The organism is Qingshengfaniella alkalisoli (assembly GCF_007855645.1).
GTDB classification, from domain to species: domain Bacteria; phylum Pseudomonadota; class Alphaproteobacteria; order Rhodobacterales; family Rhodobacteraceae; genus Qingshengfaniella; species Qingshengfaniella alkalisoli.
This window is the reverse complement of record NZ_CP042261.1, coordinates 506,331-522,089: the sequence shown is the minus strand read 5'-3', so window position 1 is coordinate 522,089 and position 15,759 is coordinate 506,331. Positions and strand designations below refer to the sequence as shown.

Here is a 15,759-nt window from a genome sequence, read left to right as displayed (position 1 = left end):
AATAGACGAGGACGCAGATGGCCGAAACCAAAAAACTGCTCGCCAGCCTTCAAGGTCAGGTTCAGGACGTTCCCCCGATCTGGATGATGCGTCAGGCGGGCCGCTACTTGCCTGAATACCGCGCCACCCGCGCAAAGGCAGGCGACTTTCTGTCGCTATGCTACACCCCGGAACTCGCAGCCGAAGTCACTCTTCAGCCCATTCGCCGTTTCGGATTTGATGCCGCCATTCTTTTCGCGGACATCTTGCTCATCCCGCAGGCATTGGGCGCGGATCTATGGTTCGTCACGGGTGAAGGCCCGCGTCTGTCCACGATTGACGCTCAAGCCGATTTCGATGTTCTCAAACCCTCGGACAGCGTCCACGAACATCTCTCGCCCGTCTATGAAACCATTCGTATCCTGTCGCGGGAACTTCCGAACGAGACCGCCCTGATCGGCTTCGCCGGCGCGCCCTGGACCGTTGCCACTTATATGATCGCCGGTCGCGGCACACCGGATCAAGCCCCCGCGCACCGTCTTAAGGAAGAAAACCGTCCGTTGTTCGATCTGCTTATGGATCGCATTACTGCCGCGACAATCGAATATCTCTCCGCGCAGATCGAGTCCGGGGCCGAGGTCGTCAAGCTGTTCGACAGTTGGGCCGGATCACTGACGGGCGACGACTTTGATCTTTACGCGCTCGCCCCCGCCAAACGGATCATCCGTGAATTGAAGGCCAAACATCCCGACACACCTGTCATCGCATTTCCCCGCGAAGCGCGGGATCGTTATGTCGGTTTTGCGAAAGCAACGGGCGCCGATTGTGTCGCGCTCGACAATTCCGTGGATGCGGCTTGGGCGGCAGAGAACGTGCAAAAGGACTGCTGTGTTCAGGGCAATCTCGCGCCGCAGCATATGGTCACGGGCGGTCAGGCGCTCGTAGACGAAGTGCACCGGATCCGCGAAGCATTTTCCGCCGGACCGCACATCTTCAATTTGGGTCACGGTATCACGCCCGATGCCGATCCCGACAATGTCGCGCTGATGATCGAAACGCTGCGCGGGGGCAGCTAATATGGACAGGGCGATCATCGTTCGCCCTATCCCGATTGTGCTTCATTGTTTGCAGCGGCACCCTCCGGCAATCTCCATACTACAAGCCCCAAGAGCAGTAGCGACGGAGCGGGACCGCAGGATTCGTCGTCACACGTGTTTCCTCGAAGAAGCCACGCGCCATGGCCCCGAGGAGCGCCAGCCCGTCCTAGACCACGATTTCACCAGAAGTGCCCTTGAACAAAATCGCTACGGCCTCACTACAACAACGGACCGAGATACGGATTCCGGTCTTTCCAAGTGCTGCCAATTCCTGTCCAGCAAAAGAGCATCAGAGTTTTCTACCATTTCAAAACCCAACTACAGCATCCCGGTTCTGGTCGGTGGAATTGAACAGTTAACCGGCAATAAATCTGTCGCACCCACCTGAGGATTTGGCGCTAAACAACGGCATCTATCAACGCCATTTTGCCAGCGGAGGGAGGCTCATTAGAACGGCGTCGGGGTCATGGCTGGTCTCCAGTCCGAATTTCGTGCCACGGTCATAGACTAGATTATATTCCGCATAGAGGCCCCGATAGACCAACTGCGCGTCCTTGTCTGCTTCATCCCATGGTGTCAGACGGCGCCGATCGACGCAGGGCAAGTAGGCTGGCAGAAATGCTTCGCCGACCGCTTTTGTGAATGCGAAATCTGCCGCCCAATCACCCGTGTTCAAATCATCGTAGAATATCCCACCGACACCACGCGCCCGCTTGCGGTGCTTGATGTAGAAGTATTCGTCCGCCCACGCCTTGAAGCGGTCGTAGTAGCTCGGATCATGAGAGTCGCAAGCTGCCTGCATCTGCACGTGGAACGACGCTGTGTCCTCGTTGTACTCGATGCACGGATTCAGATCCGCACCACCCCCGAACCACCATCCATGCGGGGTCCAGAACATCCGCGTATTCATATGCACTGCCGGAACATGCGGATTCTGCATATGCGCAACCAGCGATATTCCCGACGCCCAGAAACGCGGGTCATCCGCCAGGTTCGGCAGATCCCGTCGGGCGGCCATGGCGACCCTCGCCTGTGGGGATAAATCGCCAAAGACCGTGGACACATTGACGCCAACCTTTTCGAAAACCCGCCCGCCGCGCATCACCGACATCAAACCACCACCGGCTTCTTCGCCGTTGTCGCTGCCGCGCTTGGTCCGCGTCACCTCGAAACGGCCGGCCGGTTGGTCGGACAATGGGCCATCGGTCTGGCCGTCCTCAAGGTGCTCGAACGCCGCCACGATCTGGTCGCGCAGGGTTCGGAACCAGTCCGACGCTCGTTGTCTTTCTGGGGCAAGTTCCTGTTGCATGAGGCATCCTTTCCCACACAGTCACATCCGTCACTGCGCATAGACCAACACAGCTGTGAATTGCCACCCCATACGGATGGGCATAGGGTCGCAGTATGGTCAGAATCATATGCGCGATCTCTTTGCTGGTTCTCGGCGCATGCGCCACACCGCAGGACCGTTGCCTACGGCAAGGCACCTATGACCTGCGCACGGTCAACCGGTTAATCCAGGAAACCGAACGCGATCTTGCCCGCGGCTACACCTATGAGACCGAGTTGAACCCGGTTTCCATCGGTGTAGGCTACTGCACCGGCTATTCCGGTACGATCCGCTTTTGTGGCGATACGGGCACCGATACGATCCGCCGTGCGGTACCAATTGATGCCGAGCAAAAACAACGAGAACTGGCCGAGTTGAAACGCAAGCAGGCGGAACTTCAGAATGCCGCCGCGCCACGAATCGCATCCTGCCAGGCGCGCTATCCCAGTTGATCAGTGCGCAGGCGCGCCGACCGGATCAAGAAGCGTTCTGCCTCCATCCACCGTCAGTATCTGACCCGTCATAAAACCAGCGGCGGGCGAGGCCAGAAAATGCACGACCTCGGCGACCTCTGACGGGTTCGCAATCCGCGACAAAGGTGTATGGGCCACGATATCGTCGCGAAAATCTTTATGCTCGCGAAGAGCGGCTTGCAAGCTGGCCGACATCACGGAGCCAAATGCCACGGCATTTACCCGAATACGGTTGGATGCCAGTGAGACAGCCAAGGACCGCGTCATCTGGTCCAGCGCAGCAGTCGCCACGGAAAACGCCATAAGCTGCGGATGCGTACAGCGGGCCGCAATAGACGAAAGGTTGATGATCGAACCAACTGCCTTATCGTCACCGCCCGAGTCCTCAGCCTGGGCAATCATTCGTTTGGCCGCCAGCTTGGACAGCCGAAGGCTCGTCATCATGTTCTGCTGCAAGCATTCGTCGATCTCTTCTTCCGAGGTCATGGCTTCGTCGGACCGGGCAAACTGGCGACTGGCATTCACCAGGATATCGACACGGTCAAACGCATCAATCGTGGCAGACATCAGGTTGGCCAGCGTCAGCCGCTCTCGCAGATCCCCGGCAAACCATCGCGCGTTGTCATCGTCACCCGACTCGCCCAGTTCTTCACGAAGACCATTTTCATCCATATCCGCGAACATCACTTTCGCACCGGCATTCACGAAGTGCCGGCCAATGGCCAGGCCGATTCCGTTGGCGGCTCCGGTCACGATCACGGATTTACCTTCGACCGAAAATGTCATGAAATCATGATCCTCGTCCTGGTCTCTTTGCTCGGTTCATGCGCCCGGTTTTGACGCTCGGATGACCTTGAATGACCCATTCCCGGAGATTTCGTCAACCTTTCCGAAGCGTTCACTCAAAATCGCCTCGTAGGGAAGGTGCCGGTTCGCCACAAGAAACAGCCGTCCCGAAGGTTTTAACAGCTTGGCGGCGCTGCGGATGAATGCCTTGCCAAGCTCCGGCTCCGCTTTGCGTCCGGTGTGGAATGGCGGGTTGGTCACGACAAAATCCAACCGACCGGAGGCTGTCCATGAGGTCGCATCCGCCCAATGGAATGCAGCGCGTTCATCCGTGACATTCAACCGAGCCGCCGACAGCGCCAAATGGCTGGCTTCCACCAAGTCCAGTTTTGCGACACCGCGAGAGCGCAATAATTTCGCTGACAGATAGCCCCATCCAGCCCCCAGATCGGCACCGTACCCCGACACATCGTCCGGCAGAGCATCGGCCAGAAGATCCGATCCCGGGTCGATACCATCGGCCGAAAAGACGCCTGGCGCCGTCACGTAGCCGCCTACCTTCGTCCATTCGCGCCCGTGTTCCGCCCAATCTGCAAATGCGTCAGTCGCTTCGAACCAGAAACTGCGGCCATGCGCCTTGGTCAGCGTATCCAGAACAGGCACTCGTTTGCGGATCTCCTTATAGATGGAATCGACGCCGTCAGTTTTCTGCCCATCAATCAAGACCAGCGCTCCCGGCTCAACCAGGGCCACCGCATTCGCAATAGCGACGCGCGCGGCATCGCGCGAGCGTGGCAGGCGCAGAGCAACAAATGCTGAACGGCCCTCGAGCTGGGTAAAGCTGGGAACTGCCGAAACACCCTCAGCCACCAAACGGTCATATACGGGCTGCGTGTCTTCAACGGCGGTCAATCCGTCCTTAGGAAACAGGGAAAGATCGGTGTCCGAGCCGGGATTGACCACGAGGCTATGAGGCGGCGGTACGATCCGGCCGTCCTCCAGCAACAGCGACATACGACGATTGAACATCAGGTAGCCGCGAACGGCCTACTCCTTTTCCATGGTGCATTGCAGCGGATGCTGATGCTGGCGCGCAAAATCCATCACCTGGGCCACCTTGGTCTCTGCAATCTCGAAGGAAAACACACCGACAACGGCAAGACCCTTCTTGTGCACCGTCAGCATCAACTCGAAAGCCTGCGCATGCGAAAGACCGAAGAAACGCTCCAGTACATGAACAACAAATTCCATGGGGGTATAGTCGTCGTTCAAAATGAGAATCTTGTAAAGTGGCGGGCGCTGCGTGCGCGTACGCGTCTTGGTAGCAAGACCGGCATCGCCATCTGCGTCGTCAGGATCGTCGGACATGATCAGCGGATAAAGCGCCAAAACAGGTATCTCCGGTTACAGGATATGATTGCTTCCGCGCGACTAATATAATGAGACGAGGCTGATAGAAAAGGGGCGTCTCCGATACGACCCGTGTCAGAGGCGATGAATGAATGAAGCAACATATTACCACGATCGGCTTTGATGCCGATGACACGCTTTGGCATAATGAGCAGTTCTTCAAGCTGACCGAGGCGCGCTTTCTAGATATTCTGCGCGACTATGCCGAGCCGAATCATCTCTATGACCGCCTGCTCGATGCAGAGCGGCGCAACCTCGGGCGCTACGGCTTCGGGATCAAGGGATTCGTTCTGTCGATGATCGAAACTGCAATGGATGTGACCAGCGACCGTGTTCCGGCCCGTATCCTGCGGCAGATCATTGAAGCGGGGCACGAGATGCTGGAACACCCAGTGGAGCTGCTGCCGCACGCTCGCACAGCTGTTGAAGTCGCGGCCGAAGACCATCGTGTCGTTTTGATTACCAAGGGCGATCTGCTGGATCAGGAACGTAAGCTTGCCGCCTCCGGACTTGGTGATATGTTCGATGCCGTAGAAATCGTCAGCAACAAAACGGCGGCAGTCTATCACGATATCTTCACCCGTCACGGCGATGGCGCGGAGCGGGCGATGATGATCGGAAACTCCATGAAATCTGATGTTCTGCCGCCCATCGAGGCAGGCGGATGGGGAGTGTTCGTGCCGCATGGGGACAGTTGGGCGCTTGAACATGCAGAGCCACCTACGGGCCATATCCGCTTTGCAGAGATCGAAGATCTGTCCCAGATTGCTGTCATTTTGCAACAAGTCAGGTCACAGATATAGCCTGCCGCAACGAAAAGCACTCGAAATATGCCCCGTAAGGTCATGTCAGACAGGCCCAAAATCTTTTCTGCGAATCTCTGTATTTTTTTTTGTGCGCTGTGGTAACATTAATTCATAGGCAAGGAAGTTGACCGAAACATCGGCAACGAGCAGACCGTAGGCAGGTTCATCATGAAGTGGCGTTGGCAACGTGCCCTGTGCCGGGCGTTTCTGTTTATCTTGATCGTTTCGGCGGGCGTTGTGAACGCAGCCCCGTATGCCGCAATGGTCGTCGACGCCCGAACAGGCGAGGTGCTACATTCGCGGAATGCCGACACCCGGCTGCATCCGGCGTCACTGACCAAGATGATGACGCTCTATGTCGCGTTCCAGGCGATCGAACATGGAGAGATTTCTCTGGATTCCATCGTGACGGTTTCCAAGAACGCTGCTGCAGAACCCCCGAGCAAACTGTATCTCAAGGCCGGCCAAAAAATCGCCCTGCGCTACCTGATCCGGGCCTCTGCGGTCAAATCAGCCAATGACGCAGCCACCGCGATTGGCGAAGCGATCTCCGGAAGTGAAACCGCGTTTGCCCAGCGTATGACGCGCACCGCCCGTTCTTTGGGGATGACCAACACCAGCTTCAAGAATGCGCATGGCCTGACGGCAGCCGGACATTTGTCTACCGCGAGGGACATGACCACGCTGGGCCGTCACATCTTCTATGATTACCCGCAATATTATAACCTGTTCTCACGCCGCTCCGCAGATGCAGGAATCCGGACCGTGGCCAACACAAACCGCCGCCTCCTGGACGCTTACCGCGGCGCGGACGGCATCAAAACCGGTTACACCAGCGCGGCGGGATCGAACCTCGTCGCATCCGCGGAGCGCGGCAATGTGCGTATCATCGCGACCATGTTCGGCGGCACATCCAGCGCCGCGCGAAACAAACGCGTGGCAGAGTTGTTGGATATGGGCTTCTCGCGTGCACCCCGTCGCGTCGCTGTCAACAAGCCGCGCAAACCGGCCTATTTTGGCAATGGTCAGGCCGCCGTCGTACAAATCGCCGCGGTCAAGACCAGCGCGCGCCCATTGCCTCGCCCTGTCCAGCAATCTCCGGCTCAAGTGGCAGCATTGCAGGCCGCAGTCGAAGAAACCGTCCGCGCCGCTGCTGTAGAGGGCGTAACGGCCGCTGTGGTGAAGGATATCGCCGCCGCCGAAGTAGCCGTGACGGCAGAGCAGATGACGATCCCCGTTCCGCGACCGGACGAAATCGAACAAGCCGCATTGCAGGCCTCCACCGCAGATGTCGATGCCATCCCCGCGCGCGCGCCGGTTGCAACCTCCGCCGTTGCCGCGACGGTGTCGCCGCAACCCCTGCCCCGGCCGACAGAAATCCGTTTCTCTTCTGCAGATGTTCAGACCGCCGAAGCTTCCCCTGCCCCAGTTACGGAAGTCATGGTTCCGCGCGTATCAACCTCTGGCGGGCGGCATTGGGGTATCAATGTCGGCACCTATAACAGCCAATACGAAGCCGAACGTGTATTATTGAAAACTGCCTTGGTCGAGATCGAAACGCTGGACAGTGCGCTGCGCAAGGTCGTCAAAGGCAAGACTGGTTATGAAGCAAACTTCGTGGGGCTGGATGAGCACACGGCATCCTTGGCCTGTCAAAGACTATCTGCCCGTGAGCAGACCTGTTCTGCCTTCGGCCCCTGAAGCGCCCAGCATATGACCGAGTATGTTTTCGAGCCGCATGACCGGCCTAGCCTTCCCGTTTACGGCAGTCATCTTCGCTTCCCCGTCAGGCGCATTTTTTGCGTCGGGCGCAACTACGCCGAGCACGCGAGAGAGATGGGGCATGACCCGGACCGCGAGCCGCCCTTTTTCTTCTCCAAGCCGGCGGACGCGCTGGTTGAAAGCGGCGCATGCCTGCCCTTCCCACCTGCCACCGACGACCTGCACTTCGAAGCGGAACTCGTCGTTGCGATCGGAAAGCCGGGCACCCGGATCGCGGTAGAAGATGCACCTGGCCATATTTGGGGCTTCGCCGCCGGGAACGACCTGACGCGCCGCGACCTGCAAGCCACCGCGAAATCCCTGTCCCGTCCATGGGATATGGCGAAGGGTTTCGACAACTCTGCGGTATGCGGCGAGCTTTGCCCAATCGCTCAAACGGGACTGCTGTCTGATGGCCCCATTAGAACAAAAGTAGACGGAAAGCTGCGGCAAGACGGAAACATTTCGGACATGGTCTGGTCGATACCCGAACTGATATCTGAACTGTCGGCGCTGGTTGAACTGGCACCGGGCGATCTGATCTACACGGGCACACCGGCAGGGGTTGGCTCCATCCGGCCCGGTCAAAGCTGCACCGTCGAGATCGCCGGTCTGCCAAAAGTCAGCATCCGCTTCATCCCCTGAGACATTTAGTCTAAGAACTCGTTTTTTCTTTGGAAATGCCTCGCGTCGCCGTATGTTTGATATAAATACAGGGAAGGATGATCATGGCCTACAAAACGCTGCTTACAATCCTCAACTCTCCCGAAACAGGTGAACGGCGCATCGCAGCAGCGAGCAAGTTGGCCGCGTCGCTCGACGCTCATCTCGAGGTACTCTGCCTCGGCATCGACATCGTGCAGATTGGCTACTACTTTGCTGGCGCGGATGCGATCGTTCAGCAAAACTCCATCGAACAAGCCCGTGGGCGCGCCAAAGAGGTCGAGGCGCAAGCCAAGAAGCTTCTGGCCGGCAGCACGATCCGTTGGTCCACCCATGGGATCGTCGCGCAGTATGGTGCGTTGAACGATCTGGTCGCGCAATATGCGCGCTATGCTGATTTGGTGGTATTGCCCAAACCCTATGGCGACACCGCGACGCCGGAACACGAACCGATTCTGGAAGCGGCGCTATTTTCAGGAAACGCGCCTGTTCTGGTTCTTCCTGATGATGGCATTCCAGAGGATTTCGGCAAACGCGCGGTGATCGGCTGGAATGAAGGTGCCGAAGCGCTGAATGCCGTCCGCGCCGCCCTGCCCGCCCTAAAGGCTACGGAGCGCACCAGCATCGCGATCATTGACCCACCCAAGCACGCACCGGAACAGACAGGACCGGGCCACGCCCTGTCCACCATGTTGGATCGTCACGGGGTCAAGGCCGAGATCGCGCTGCTACCGAAGACCACGCCGCGTGTCGCCGATGTCCTGATGCAACATGTGAATGACACCAATGCCACGCTTCTGGTTGCGGGCGCTTACGGGCACTCACGATTCCGGCAAGCGATCCTAGGTGGTGCGACCCGCGATCTTCTGACCTCGACCACCGTGCCGGTCCTGATGGCGCATTAAGCAGAGACTTCGGCGCTAAGGTTGAACGCGGCGGCGAGCAGCTTCTTCGTATAGTCCGACTGTGGATCGCGAAAGACCTGTTCGCCCTCACCCGCCTCCACGATATCGCCCTGCTTCATCACGATGACCTTGTGGCTGAGCGCCCGGACCACCCGCAGATCATGACTAATGAACAGATAGGCGAGCCCGTGTTTTCTCTGCAAGCGTCGCAGCAGCTCTACGATCTGCACCTGAACTGTCATATCGAGCGCGGAAGTCGGCTCATCCAGCACCACGAGTTTCGGGCGCAAGATCATTGCCCGAGCGATCGCGATCCGCTGCCGCTGACCGCCGGAAAACTCATGCGGGTAACGGTGGGACATGGACGGGTCCAAACCGACTTCGGCCAGGATTTCCGCCACCAGCGCATCCTTGCTTTCACCGGAATTGGTCCCGTGAACGCCCAAACCTTCTGCGATGATCTCGCCAACCGTCATACGCGGACTGAGCGATCCGAACGGGTCTTGAAACACGATCTGCATGTCACGCCGGATCCCGCGCAACTGCCGTGACTTCAATCCCTGGATGTTGCGCCCCATGAACACTATGGGTCCATCAGACGACACGAGCCGCATCAGCGCCAGCGCTAATGTGGTCTTCCCCGATCCGCTTTCCCCGACGATCCCGACGGTTTCACCCTGCCGCACGGCAAGCGTCGCGTCGTTCACCGCGCGCACGTGGTCGACCGTCCTGCGCAAGAACCCCTTGGTAATCGGAAACCAAACCCGAAGCCCGTCACAGGACGCGATTTCATTGGCGTCCTGCTGTACAGGTTCGGGTCGTCCGGTCGGCTCGGCGGCCAGCAGGCGTTTCGTATAGTCATGTTGCGGGTTGTCGAAGATCGCGTTGGTTTCCCCTGTCTCGACGATTTCACCATTCTTCATCACGCAAACACGGTCGGCAAAGCGCCGTACGATCCCCAGATCATGAGTGATGAACAGCATGCTCATCCCCTCTGCCTCCTTGAGCTCAGCAAGCAGTTCCAGGATCTGGGCCTGAATGGTTACATCGAGCGCCGTGGTCGGCTCGTCGGCGATCAGGAGGTCGGGGCCATTGGCGAGCGCCATGGCGATCATCACGCGCTGCCGCTGACCACCGGAGAGCTGGTGTGGATAAGCCTTCAGACGACTTTCGGCGTCGCGGATGCCCACTCGGTCCAGAAGCTCGAGAATGCGCTTGTGCGCCGCATCACCGGTCAAGCCCTGATGCAGGGCAAGGCTTTCGCTGACCTGCTTCTCGATCGTGTGCAGCGGGTTCAGCGAGGTCATCGGCTCTTGAAAGATGAAGCTGATGTCATTGCCTCGAATATCGAGCAATGTCTGTTGATCGGCGCCGACCATCTCGCGCCCTTCGTAGCGGACCGAACCGGCGAGCTTCGCGCTTTCGGGCAACAGTGCCACGGTGGACAGGGCGGTTACTGATTTTCCCGAACCACTCTCTCCCACCAAGGCGACCGTTTCACCCTTGCCCACCTCGAAGGAGACGCCTTTGACCGCAGGGATTTCCTTGCCGTCCTGGGTGAAAGAGACCGACAGGTTTTCGACCGTCAGAACTGAACTCATGAAAACGTCTTTCGGGGATCGAAGGCATCACGCACGCCCTCAAAGATGAAGACAAGCAGCGACAGCATGATGGCGAAGGTAAAGAAGGCCGTGAAGCCGAGCCACGGCGCCTGAAGGTTCTGCTTGGCCTGCAAGGTCATCTCGCCAAGAGAAGGCGCCGATGACGGCAGACCGAAGCCCAGAAAGTCCAGCGCGGCCAGTGAACCGAGCGTTCCGGTAATGACAAACGGCAGCATCGTCAGGGTGGCGACCATCGCATTGGGCAGCACATGCCGGCGCATGATGGTGAGGTTGGACACGCCCAAGGCCCGAGCTGCGCGGACATACTCGAAATTGCGCGCGCGCAGGAATTCGGCGCGGACAACACCCACCAGCGCTGTCCAGCCGAACAGTGTCATCAGGAAGACCAGCAGCCAGAAATTCATCTGGAACACCGCCGCGATGATAATGATGATGTAAAGGCTCGGCGTGGCGCCCCACAGCTCGATAATCCGCTGGAATGTCAGATCGACCCAGCCGCCAAAATAGCCCTGCACTGCCCCCGCAGTAATACCGATCACCGATGTCAACGCGGTCACCACAAGGGCAAACAATACCGACAGCCGGAAGCCATAAATCACCCGCGCCAGCACATCACGCGCCGTATCGTCGGTGCCCAGCCAGTGCTTCGCGTCCGGCGCGGACGGTGCAGTGCCGTCAATGTCGTTGATCGTGTCATAGCTGTAAGGAACCAGTGGCCAGAGCAGCCACCCTTTCTGGATGTCCTGCCCATCCACGACGCCCGTTTCGGCCTGTGCGATAACACCTTCGGGATCGTCGAAACAGCTTTCCAACCCGCCCGAAATGATCAGACACTGGACCTCGATGTCGCTATAGGCGGCCTCGGTCCGGAAATCGCCGCCGAAGTCGGTCTCGGCATAAAAGTTGAAGATGGGCGCGCGCAGGTCTCCCTGGTAGCTGACCAGAAGCGGTTTGTCATTGGCTATGAACTCCGCAAACAGCGTCACAACAAACAGGATCGCGAAGACGATCAGCGACCAATAAGCGCGACCGTTGGCACGGAAATTGCGCCAGCGCCGTTGGTTGAGCGGTGACAGTCGCGCCTTGCGAACGGGCGACGGGGCCAAACTGGCGTCAGAGACGGTCATATCAGGTCTCCCGCGTCTCGAAATCGATGCGCGGATCAATCCACACATACATCAGGTCAGAAATCAGCCCCATGACCAAACCAATCAAGCCAAATACATAGAGCGTGCCGAAAATAACCGGATAGTCACGACTAACTGCAGCCTCGAAGCCCAGCCGACCCAGCCCGTCGAGCGAGAAGATCGTTTCGATTATCAGCGATCCACCAAAGAACACGCTGACGAACACTGCCGGGAAGCCCGCGATCACGATCAACATGGCGTTGCGGAAGACATGGCCATAGAGCACCTTGCGCTCGGTCAGACCCTTCGCGCGCGCTGTCATGACGTACTGTTTCTTGATCTCGTCCAGAAAGCTGTTCTTGGTCAGAAGGGTCAGCGTCGCAAAGGCCGAAATAGTTGATGCCAGCACGGGCAGCGCGATATGCCAGAAGTAATCCGCCACTTTGCCCAAAGGAGAGAGCTGGTCGAAATTGTCTGACGTCAGGCCTCGAAGCGGGAACCACTGAAAATATGACCCGCCCGCGAAAAGCACCAGCAGCAGAATGGCAAACAGGAACCCGGGAATGGCGTAGCCGACGATGATCATGCCCGACGTCCAAGTGTCGAATTTGCTGCCGTCTTTCACCGCCTTGCGGATGCCTAACGGGATGGACACCAGATAGGCGATCAGCGTCGACCATAGCCCGAGACTGATCGACACTGGCATCTTCTCCAGCACCAGATCGACAACGGATATGGACCGGAAATAGCTTTCGCCGAAATCGAAGCGCGCGTAGTTCCACAGCATCGACAGGAAACGTTGCACCGGCGGCTTGTCGAACCCGAATTCGCGTTCAAGTTCCTCGATAAATTCCGGCGGCAGACCACGTGCCCCCATGTACTTTTCACTACCGCCGCCGATGTTTTCAACGCGCTCCGCACCAGCGCCGGATATCCCCTGGAACACATCTCCCTGCCCTTCAATACGGGCAATGACCTGTTCGATGGGACCACCCGGCACGAATTGGACCAGCGTGAAGTTGATCAGCATGATCCCGATCAAGGTAGGAATGATCAGGGCCAGCCGCCGTAGAATATAGGCTCCCATGCCTTATAGCGCCCCTTCGTCCCTAAGCTTCCGGGCCTTTTCCTCGTTCCACCACCAGAAGTCGAGATAGCCCAGAGCGTATTTCGGAAGGGTCTCGGGATGCTCATACATGTCGAAATAGGCGACCCAGTACTTGTCCTTGTACCACATGGGCACCCAGAAATGCATGGCACGCAGCGACCGATCAAGTGCCCGAACGGAAGGGACAAGATCTTCGCGTGTTTGGGCATCGACGATGGTTTCGATCAGCGTATCGATCGCCGGATTGGCAACACCTGCGGGATTGAACACCGAATGATCGGCGTCTTCTGATCCGAAAGGCTGTCCCAACCCGATGCCTGGCTCCGGCCCCATCGTATAGGGATAGATCACCATGTCGAAGTCGAAGGCTCGACGGCGGAAAGTATATTGCGATGGATCGATACGATTATAGGTCACATCGACGCCAAGCTGTTTGAGGTTCTCGACATATGGATTAACGACGCGATCCAGCAGCGGATTGCGGCCCATGATCTCGAATTGCAGCGTCTCGCCCTCCGCATTGCGCAGCTTGCCGTCCTGCCCGGCTTCCCAGCCTGCATCAGCAAGAAGCCCCAGCGCCTGACGCATCACACGGCGCGACGGCAAGGCCACACCCGGATCATTTTCAGGGAAAGTCACGGCATCTTCGGTCAAAATACCATCGGGAAGATCGGCGGCGAGTGGCTCCAGCAATTCCAGTTCACCCTCTGTTGGCGGCCCTTTCGCTTCCAACTGGCTGCCTTCCCAAAAGCTGTCCTGCCGGGCGTAGAGCCCTTGGAACAGAGTCTTGTTGGACCATTCGAAGTTGTACATCAGCCCCAGGGCCTCGCGAACCTTCGGGTCCTTGAACACATCGCGGCGCATGTTGAAAACAAAGCCAAGCGCGGCGGGGATGTTACCGTCGGGCAATTCTTCCTTGATCACATGCCTCTGGCGCACGGCGGAAAAATTGTAGCTTTGGGTCCAGGTGTTGGCCTCGGCCTCCGACTCGATACGGAAGGTATATTCGCCCCGCTTGAAGGCCTCGAATGCGGCATTGCTGTCGGCGAAATACTCGACACGAATGCGGTCGTAATTGTGGCGTCCCTGATTGATCGGAAGGTCCCAGCCCCAGTAATCCGGGTTTCGCTTGTAGACGATGCGGCGATTTACATCGACGGACTCAAGCAGGTACGGCGAAGAACCGACAGCTGGCTCCAGCCGCGTTTCATCCAGCTTGGATCCTGTTTCCTCGAACCACTTCTTTGAAAACACAGGCGTTCCGCCAACCTGCAAGATTAGGTTCTTGCGCGGGACATCATCCTGAAAGATGAACTGCACGCGGCGTTCGTCCAAAACGACCGCTTCCTTCACCAATTGCTTCACGGCTTCGCGATACGACGGCAACCCCTGCTCGATGAACAGATCATGGCTGAACTTCACGTCTTCCGCAGTCACGGGTGTTCCATCTGAAAACCGCGCTTCGGGGCGGATGTTGAAAATCACCCAATCCTGGCTTTCGGGATATTCCAGCGACTCGGCGAGCAGCCCATAATACGACCCCGTCTCATCCGCCGTTCCTTCGAGCAACGACTCGAAGAAGATGTTTCCAAGCGCTCCTGCTCGGCCCTTGGTCGTGTAGGGGTTCAGTGAATCAAAGGTTCCGTCCGCCCAGATCGATATCTCGCCACCCTTCGGCGCATCGGGATTAACGTAATCAAGGTGCTCGAAATCGGCCGGGTATTTCAAATCTCCATAGGTCGCGATGCCATGCGATTTGATGATGTTTTCCTGCGCAGCCGCATTCACCGGCATCAACATGATTGCGGCGGTGAGGACTCCGGCCAATTGTCGTCTCCAAGGATGGCGCCAGCGGCCTCCTTCTGGATGATCGATCACGGCGCGGGATGACGGCATCTGCAACTCCTGCATGTCACGGGAACATTCAAATCGGTGGAGTGAAGCTAACGGCTGACCCTGTGGTCTTGCAAGCCGCGATTGCTGTTCTGTGAGCTGACGTGAGCGGGATACAAACGAAAAAGGCCACCCGCCTGGGGTGGCCTGAAACTGTGCCGAAGTTCCGGGCAATCAGCCGCCGGTCGTTTGCAGATATGCGATCAGATCAGCACGATCTTCCGGTTTCTTGATCCCGGCGAAGCTCATCTTCGTGCCCGGCGCGTAACCGCGGGGATTCTCGATGAAATGGCTGAGATTCTCGGGGGTCCAGCTTTCCTCGGACATTGCCATCAGGGCGTCCGAGTAGGCAAACCCATCAACATATGCCTTCGCACGATCAACCACGCCATTCAGATGCGGCCCCGTGCCGTCGGTGCCGTCCAGCTTGTGACAGGCTTGGCATTTACGAAAAACGCTTTCACCCTTCGCGGGATCGGCTTCTGCCAACAATGCATCAAAGTCGATTTCCTCGGCCGGCTCACCACTGGCTTCTTCGGCACCCGTATCAATCGAGTAGGCCTGTTCATGTGCTTCGCCGTGGCCGCCACCGGTATGGTACAGCGACTCGGCCAACCAGCCACCCAGCAGAAACACGAGCAGCGCGCCGCAGAAACCGCCAAGCACCTTGGTAAACGTCATGGTGTCAAACATCGCGTCGTCCCTAAGTCAAAGTTGGGGGCTATGTAGCGGGTTCCACTCGCTGCCTGCAAGGAGTAAGAGGCGCGACTAATCGCCCTTTTGATCGTGAAGGGCAAAA

Annotated in this window: 15 protein-coding genes; 6 read left to right on the top strand and 9 right to left on the bottom strand. The window is 58.0% G+C overall.

Annotation, left to right across the window (positions count from 1 at the left end; translation table 11 throughout):
* The first annotated feature begins 17 nt into the window (after nt 1-17).
* Entirely contained in the window at nt 18-1,055 is a 1,038-nt protein-coding gene (hemE, locus tag FPZ52_RS02740; RefSeq protein ID WP_146363468.1) for a uroporphyrinogen decarboxylase, read from the top strand.
* A 436-nt stretch (nt 1,056-1,491) separates the two neighbouring features.
* On the opposite strand, the gene hemF is transcribed toward hemE, so the two are convergent.
* The gene (gene hemF, locus FPZ52_RS02735) at nt 1,492-2,385 is read right to left on the bottom strand and encodes an oxygen-dependent coproporphyrinogen oxidase (protein ID WP_146363466.1); all 894 of its coding nucleotides are present in this window, start codon (nt 2,383-2,385) and stop codon (nt 1,492-1,494) included.
* A gap of 95 nt (nt 2,386-2,480) precedes the next feature.
* On the opposite strand from hemF, the gene FPZ52_RS02730 reads away from it, so the two are divergent.
* Nucleotides 2,481-2,858: a hypothetical protein gene (locus tag FPZ52_RS02730; RefSeq protein WP_146363464.1), complete on the top strand. Its 378-nt coding sequence runs from the start codon at nt 2,481-2,483 to the stop codon at nt 2,856-2,858.
* Here the strand turns inward: FPZ52_RS02730 and FPZ52_RS02725 are convergent, their stop codons facing one another.
* The 3 genes from FPZ52_RS02725 to clpS are packed head-to-tail and all read right to left on the bottom strand — an operon-like array spanning nt 2,859 to nt 5,033.
* Nucleotides 2,859-3,665 carry an SDR family NAD(P)-dependent oxidoreductase gene (locus FPZ52_RS02725; RefSeq protein WP_146363462.1) on the bottom strand — a complete coding sequence of 269 codons (807 nt, stop codon included), beginning with the start codon at nt 3,663-3,665 and terminating at the stop codon, nt 2,859-2,861.
* Nucleotides 3,666-3,701: 36 nt separating this feature from the next.
* On the bottom strand, nt 3,702-4,694 hold the full coding sequence (locus FPZ52_RS02720; RefSeq protein WP_146363460.1) for a class I SAM-dependent methyltransferase: 993 nt from the start codon (nt 4,692-4,694) through the stop codon (nt 3,702-3,704).
* An 18-nt stretch (nt 4,695-4,712) separates the two neighbouring features.
* Nucleotides 4,713-5,033, bottom strand: coding sequence for an ATP-dependent Clp protease adapter ClpS (gene clpS / locus FPZ52_RS02715; RefSeq protein WP_146363458.1), 321 nt, complete (start codon nt 5,031-5,033; stop codon nt 4,713-4,715).
* Between the two features lie 134 nt (nt 5,034-5,167).
* On the opposite strand from clpS, the gene FPZ52_RS02710 reads away from it, so the two are divergent.
* The 4 genes from FPZ52_RS02710 (at nt 5,168) to FPZ52_RS02695 (ending at nt 9,210) form a co-directional block, all read left to right on the top strand.
* Complete coding sequence (locus FPZ52_RS02710; RefSeq protein ID WP_146363456.1) at nt 5,168-5,878, top strand: HAD family hydrolase; 711 nt, start codon at nt 5,168-5,170, stop codon at nt 5,876-5,878.
* 171 nt (nt 5,879-6,049) lie between these two features.
* Entirely contained in the window at nt 6,050-7,582 is a 1,533-nt protein-coding gene (locus FPZ52_RS02705) for a D-alanyl-D-alanine carboxypeptidase family protein (protein ID WP_146363454.1), read from the top strand.
* 12 nt (nt 7,583-7,594) lie between these two features.
* Entirely contained in the window at nt 7,595-8,287 is a 693-nt protein-coding gene (locus FPZ52_RS02700; RefSeq protein ID WP_146363452.1) for a fumarylacetoacetate hydrolase family protein, read from the top strand.
* Between the two features lie 83 nt (nt 8,288-8,370).
* Nucleotides 8,371-9,210 (top strand): universal stress protein, encoded by an 840-nt coding sequence (locus FPZ52_RS02695; protein WP_146363450.1) that lies wholly within the window; start codon nt 8,371-8,373, stop codon nt 9,208-9,210.
* Here the strand turns inward: FPZ52_RS02695 and FPZ52_RS02690 are convergent.
* The 5 genes from FPZ52_RS02690 to FPZ52_RS02670 all read right to left on the bottom strand — a co-directional run bounded on the left by FPZ52_RS02690 (nt 9,207) and on the right by FPZ52_RS02670 (nt 15,653).
* Nucleotides 9,207-10,811, bottom strand: a complete 1,605-nt coding sequence (locus FPZ52_RS02690; RefSeq protein WP_146363448.1) for an ABC transporter ATP-binding protein — start codon at nt 10,809-10,811, stop codon at nt 9,207-9,209. The genes FPZ52_RS02695 and FPZ52_RS02690 overlap by 4 nt on opposite strands.
* Entirely contained in the window at nt 10,808-11,959 is a 1,152-nt protein-coding gene (locus tag FPZ52_RS02685; protein ID WP_146363446.1) for an ABC transporter permease, read from the bottom strand. Before FPZ52_RS02685 ends, FPZ52_RS02690 begins: the two co-directional genes overlap by 4 nt.
* Before the next feature lies 1 nt (nt 11,960).
* Nucleotides 11,961-13,046: a microcin C ABC transporter permease YejB gene (locus FPZ52_RS02680; protein WP_146363444.1), complete on the bottom strand. Its 1,086-nt coding sequence runs from the start codon at nt 13,044-13,046 to the stop codon at nt 11,961-11,963.
* Between the two features lie 3 nt (nt 13,047-13,049).
* Nucleotides 13,050-14,894, bottom strand: a complete 1,845-nt coding sequence (locus FPZ52_RS02675; protein ID WP_168201250.1) for an extracellular solute-binding protein — start codon at nt 14,892-14,894, stop codon at nt 13,050-13,052.
* Between the two features lie 240 nt (nt 14,895-15,134).
* On the bottom strand, nt 15,135-15,653 hold the full coding sequence (locus FPZ52_RS02670) for a c-type cytochrome (RefSeq protein ID WP_146363440.1): 519 nt from the start codon (nt 15,651-15,653) through the stop codon (nt 15,135-15,137).
* Nucleotides 15,654-15,759: the final 106 nt, after the last annotated feature.

Excerpts from the sequence above, each read along its gene's own strand:
- hemE (WP_146363468.1), top strand. The coding sequence starts at position 18 with ATGGCCGAAACCAAAAAACTGCTCGCCAGCCTTCAAGGTCAGGTTCAG.
- hemF (WP_146363466.1), bottom strand. The coding sequence starts at position 2,385 with ATGCAACAGGAACTTGCCCCAGAAAGACAACGAGCGTCGGACTGGTTC.
- FPZ52_RS02730 (WP_146363464.1), top strand. The coding sequence starts at position 2,481 with ATGGTCAGAATCATATGCGCGATCTCTTTGCTGGTTCTCGGCGCATGC.
- FPZ52_RS02725 (WP_146363462.1), bottom strand. The coding sequence starts at position 3,665 with ATGACATTTTCGGTCGAAGGTAAATCCGTGATCGTGACCGGAGCCGCC.
- FPZ52_RS02720 (WP_146363460.1), bottom strand. The coding sequence starts at position 4,694 with ATGTTCAATCGTCGTATGTCGCTGTTGCTGGAGGACGGCCGGATCGTA.
- clpS (WP_146363458.1), bottom strand. The coding sequence starts at position 5,033 with ATGTCCGACGATCCTGACGACGCAGATGGCGATGCCGGTCTTGCTACC.
- FPZ52_RS02710 (WP_146363456.1), top strand. The coding sequence starts at position 5,168 with ATGAAGCAACATATTACCACGATCGGCTTTGATGCCGATGACACGCTT.
- FPZ52_RS02705 (WP_146363454.1), top strand. The coding sequence starts at position 6,050 with ATGAAGTGGCGTTGGCAACGTGCCCTGTGCCGGGCGTTTCTGTTTATC.
- FPZ52_RS02700 (WP_146363452.1), top strand. The coding sequence starts at position 7,595 with ATGACCGAGTATGTTTTCGAGCCGCATGACCGGCCTAGCCTTCCCGTT.
- FPZ52_RS02695 (WP_146363450.1), top strand. The coding sequence starts at position 8,371 with ATGGCCTACAAAACGCTGCTTACAATCCTCAACTCTCCCGAAACAGGT.
- FPZ52_RS02690 (WP_146363448.1), bottom strand. The coding sequence starts at position 10,811 with ATGAGTTCAGTTCTGACGGTCGAAAACCTGTCGGTCTCTTTCACCCAG.
- FPZ52_RS02685 (WP_146363446.1), bottom strand. The coding sequence starts at position 11,959 with ATGACCGTCTCTGACGCCAGTTTGGCCCCGTCGCCCGTTCGCAAGGCG.
- FPZ52_RS02680 (WP_146363444.1), bottom strand. The coding sequence starts at position 13,046 with ATGGGAGCCTATATTCTACGGCGGCTGGCCCTGATCATTCCTACCTTG.
- FPZ52_RS02670 (WP_146363440.1), bottom strand. The coding sequence starts at position 15,653 with ATGTTTGACACCATGACGTTTACCAAGGTGCTTGGCGGTTTCTGCGGC.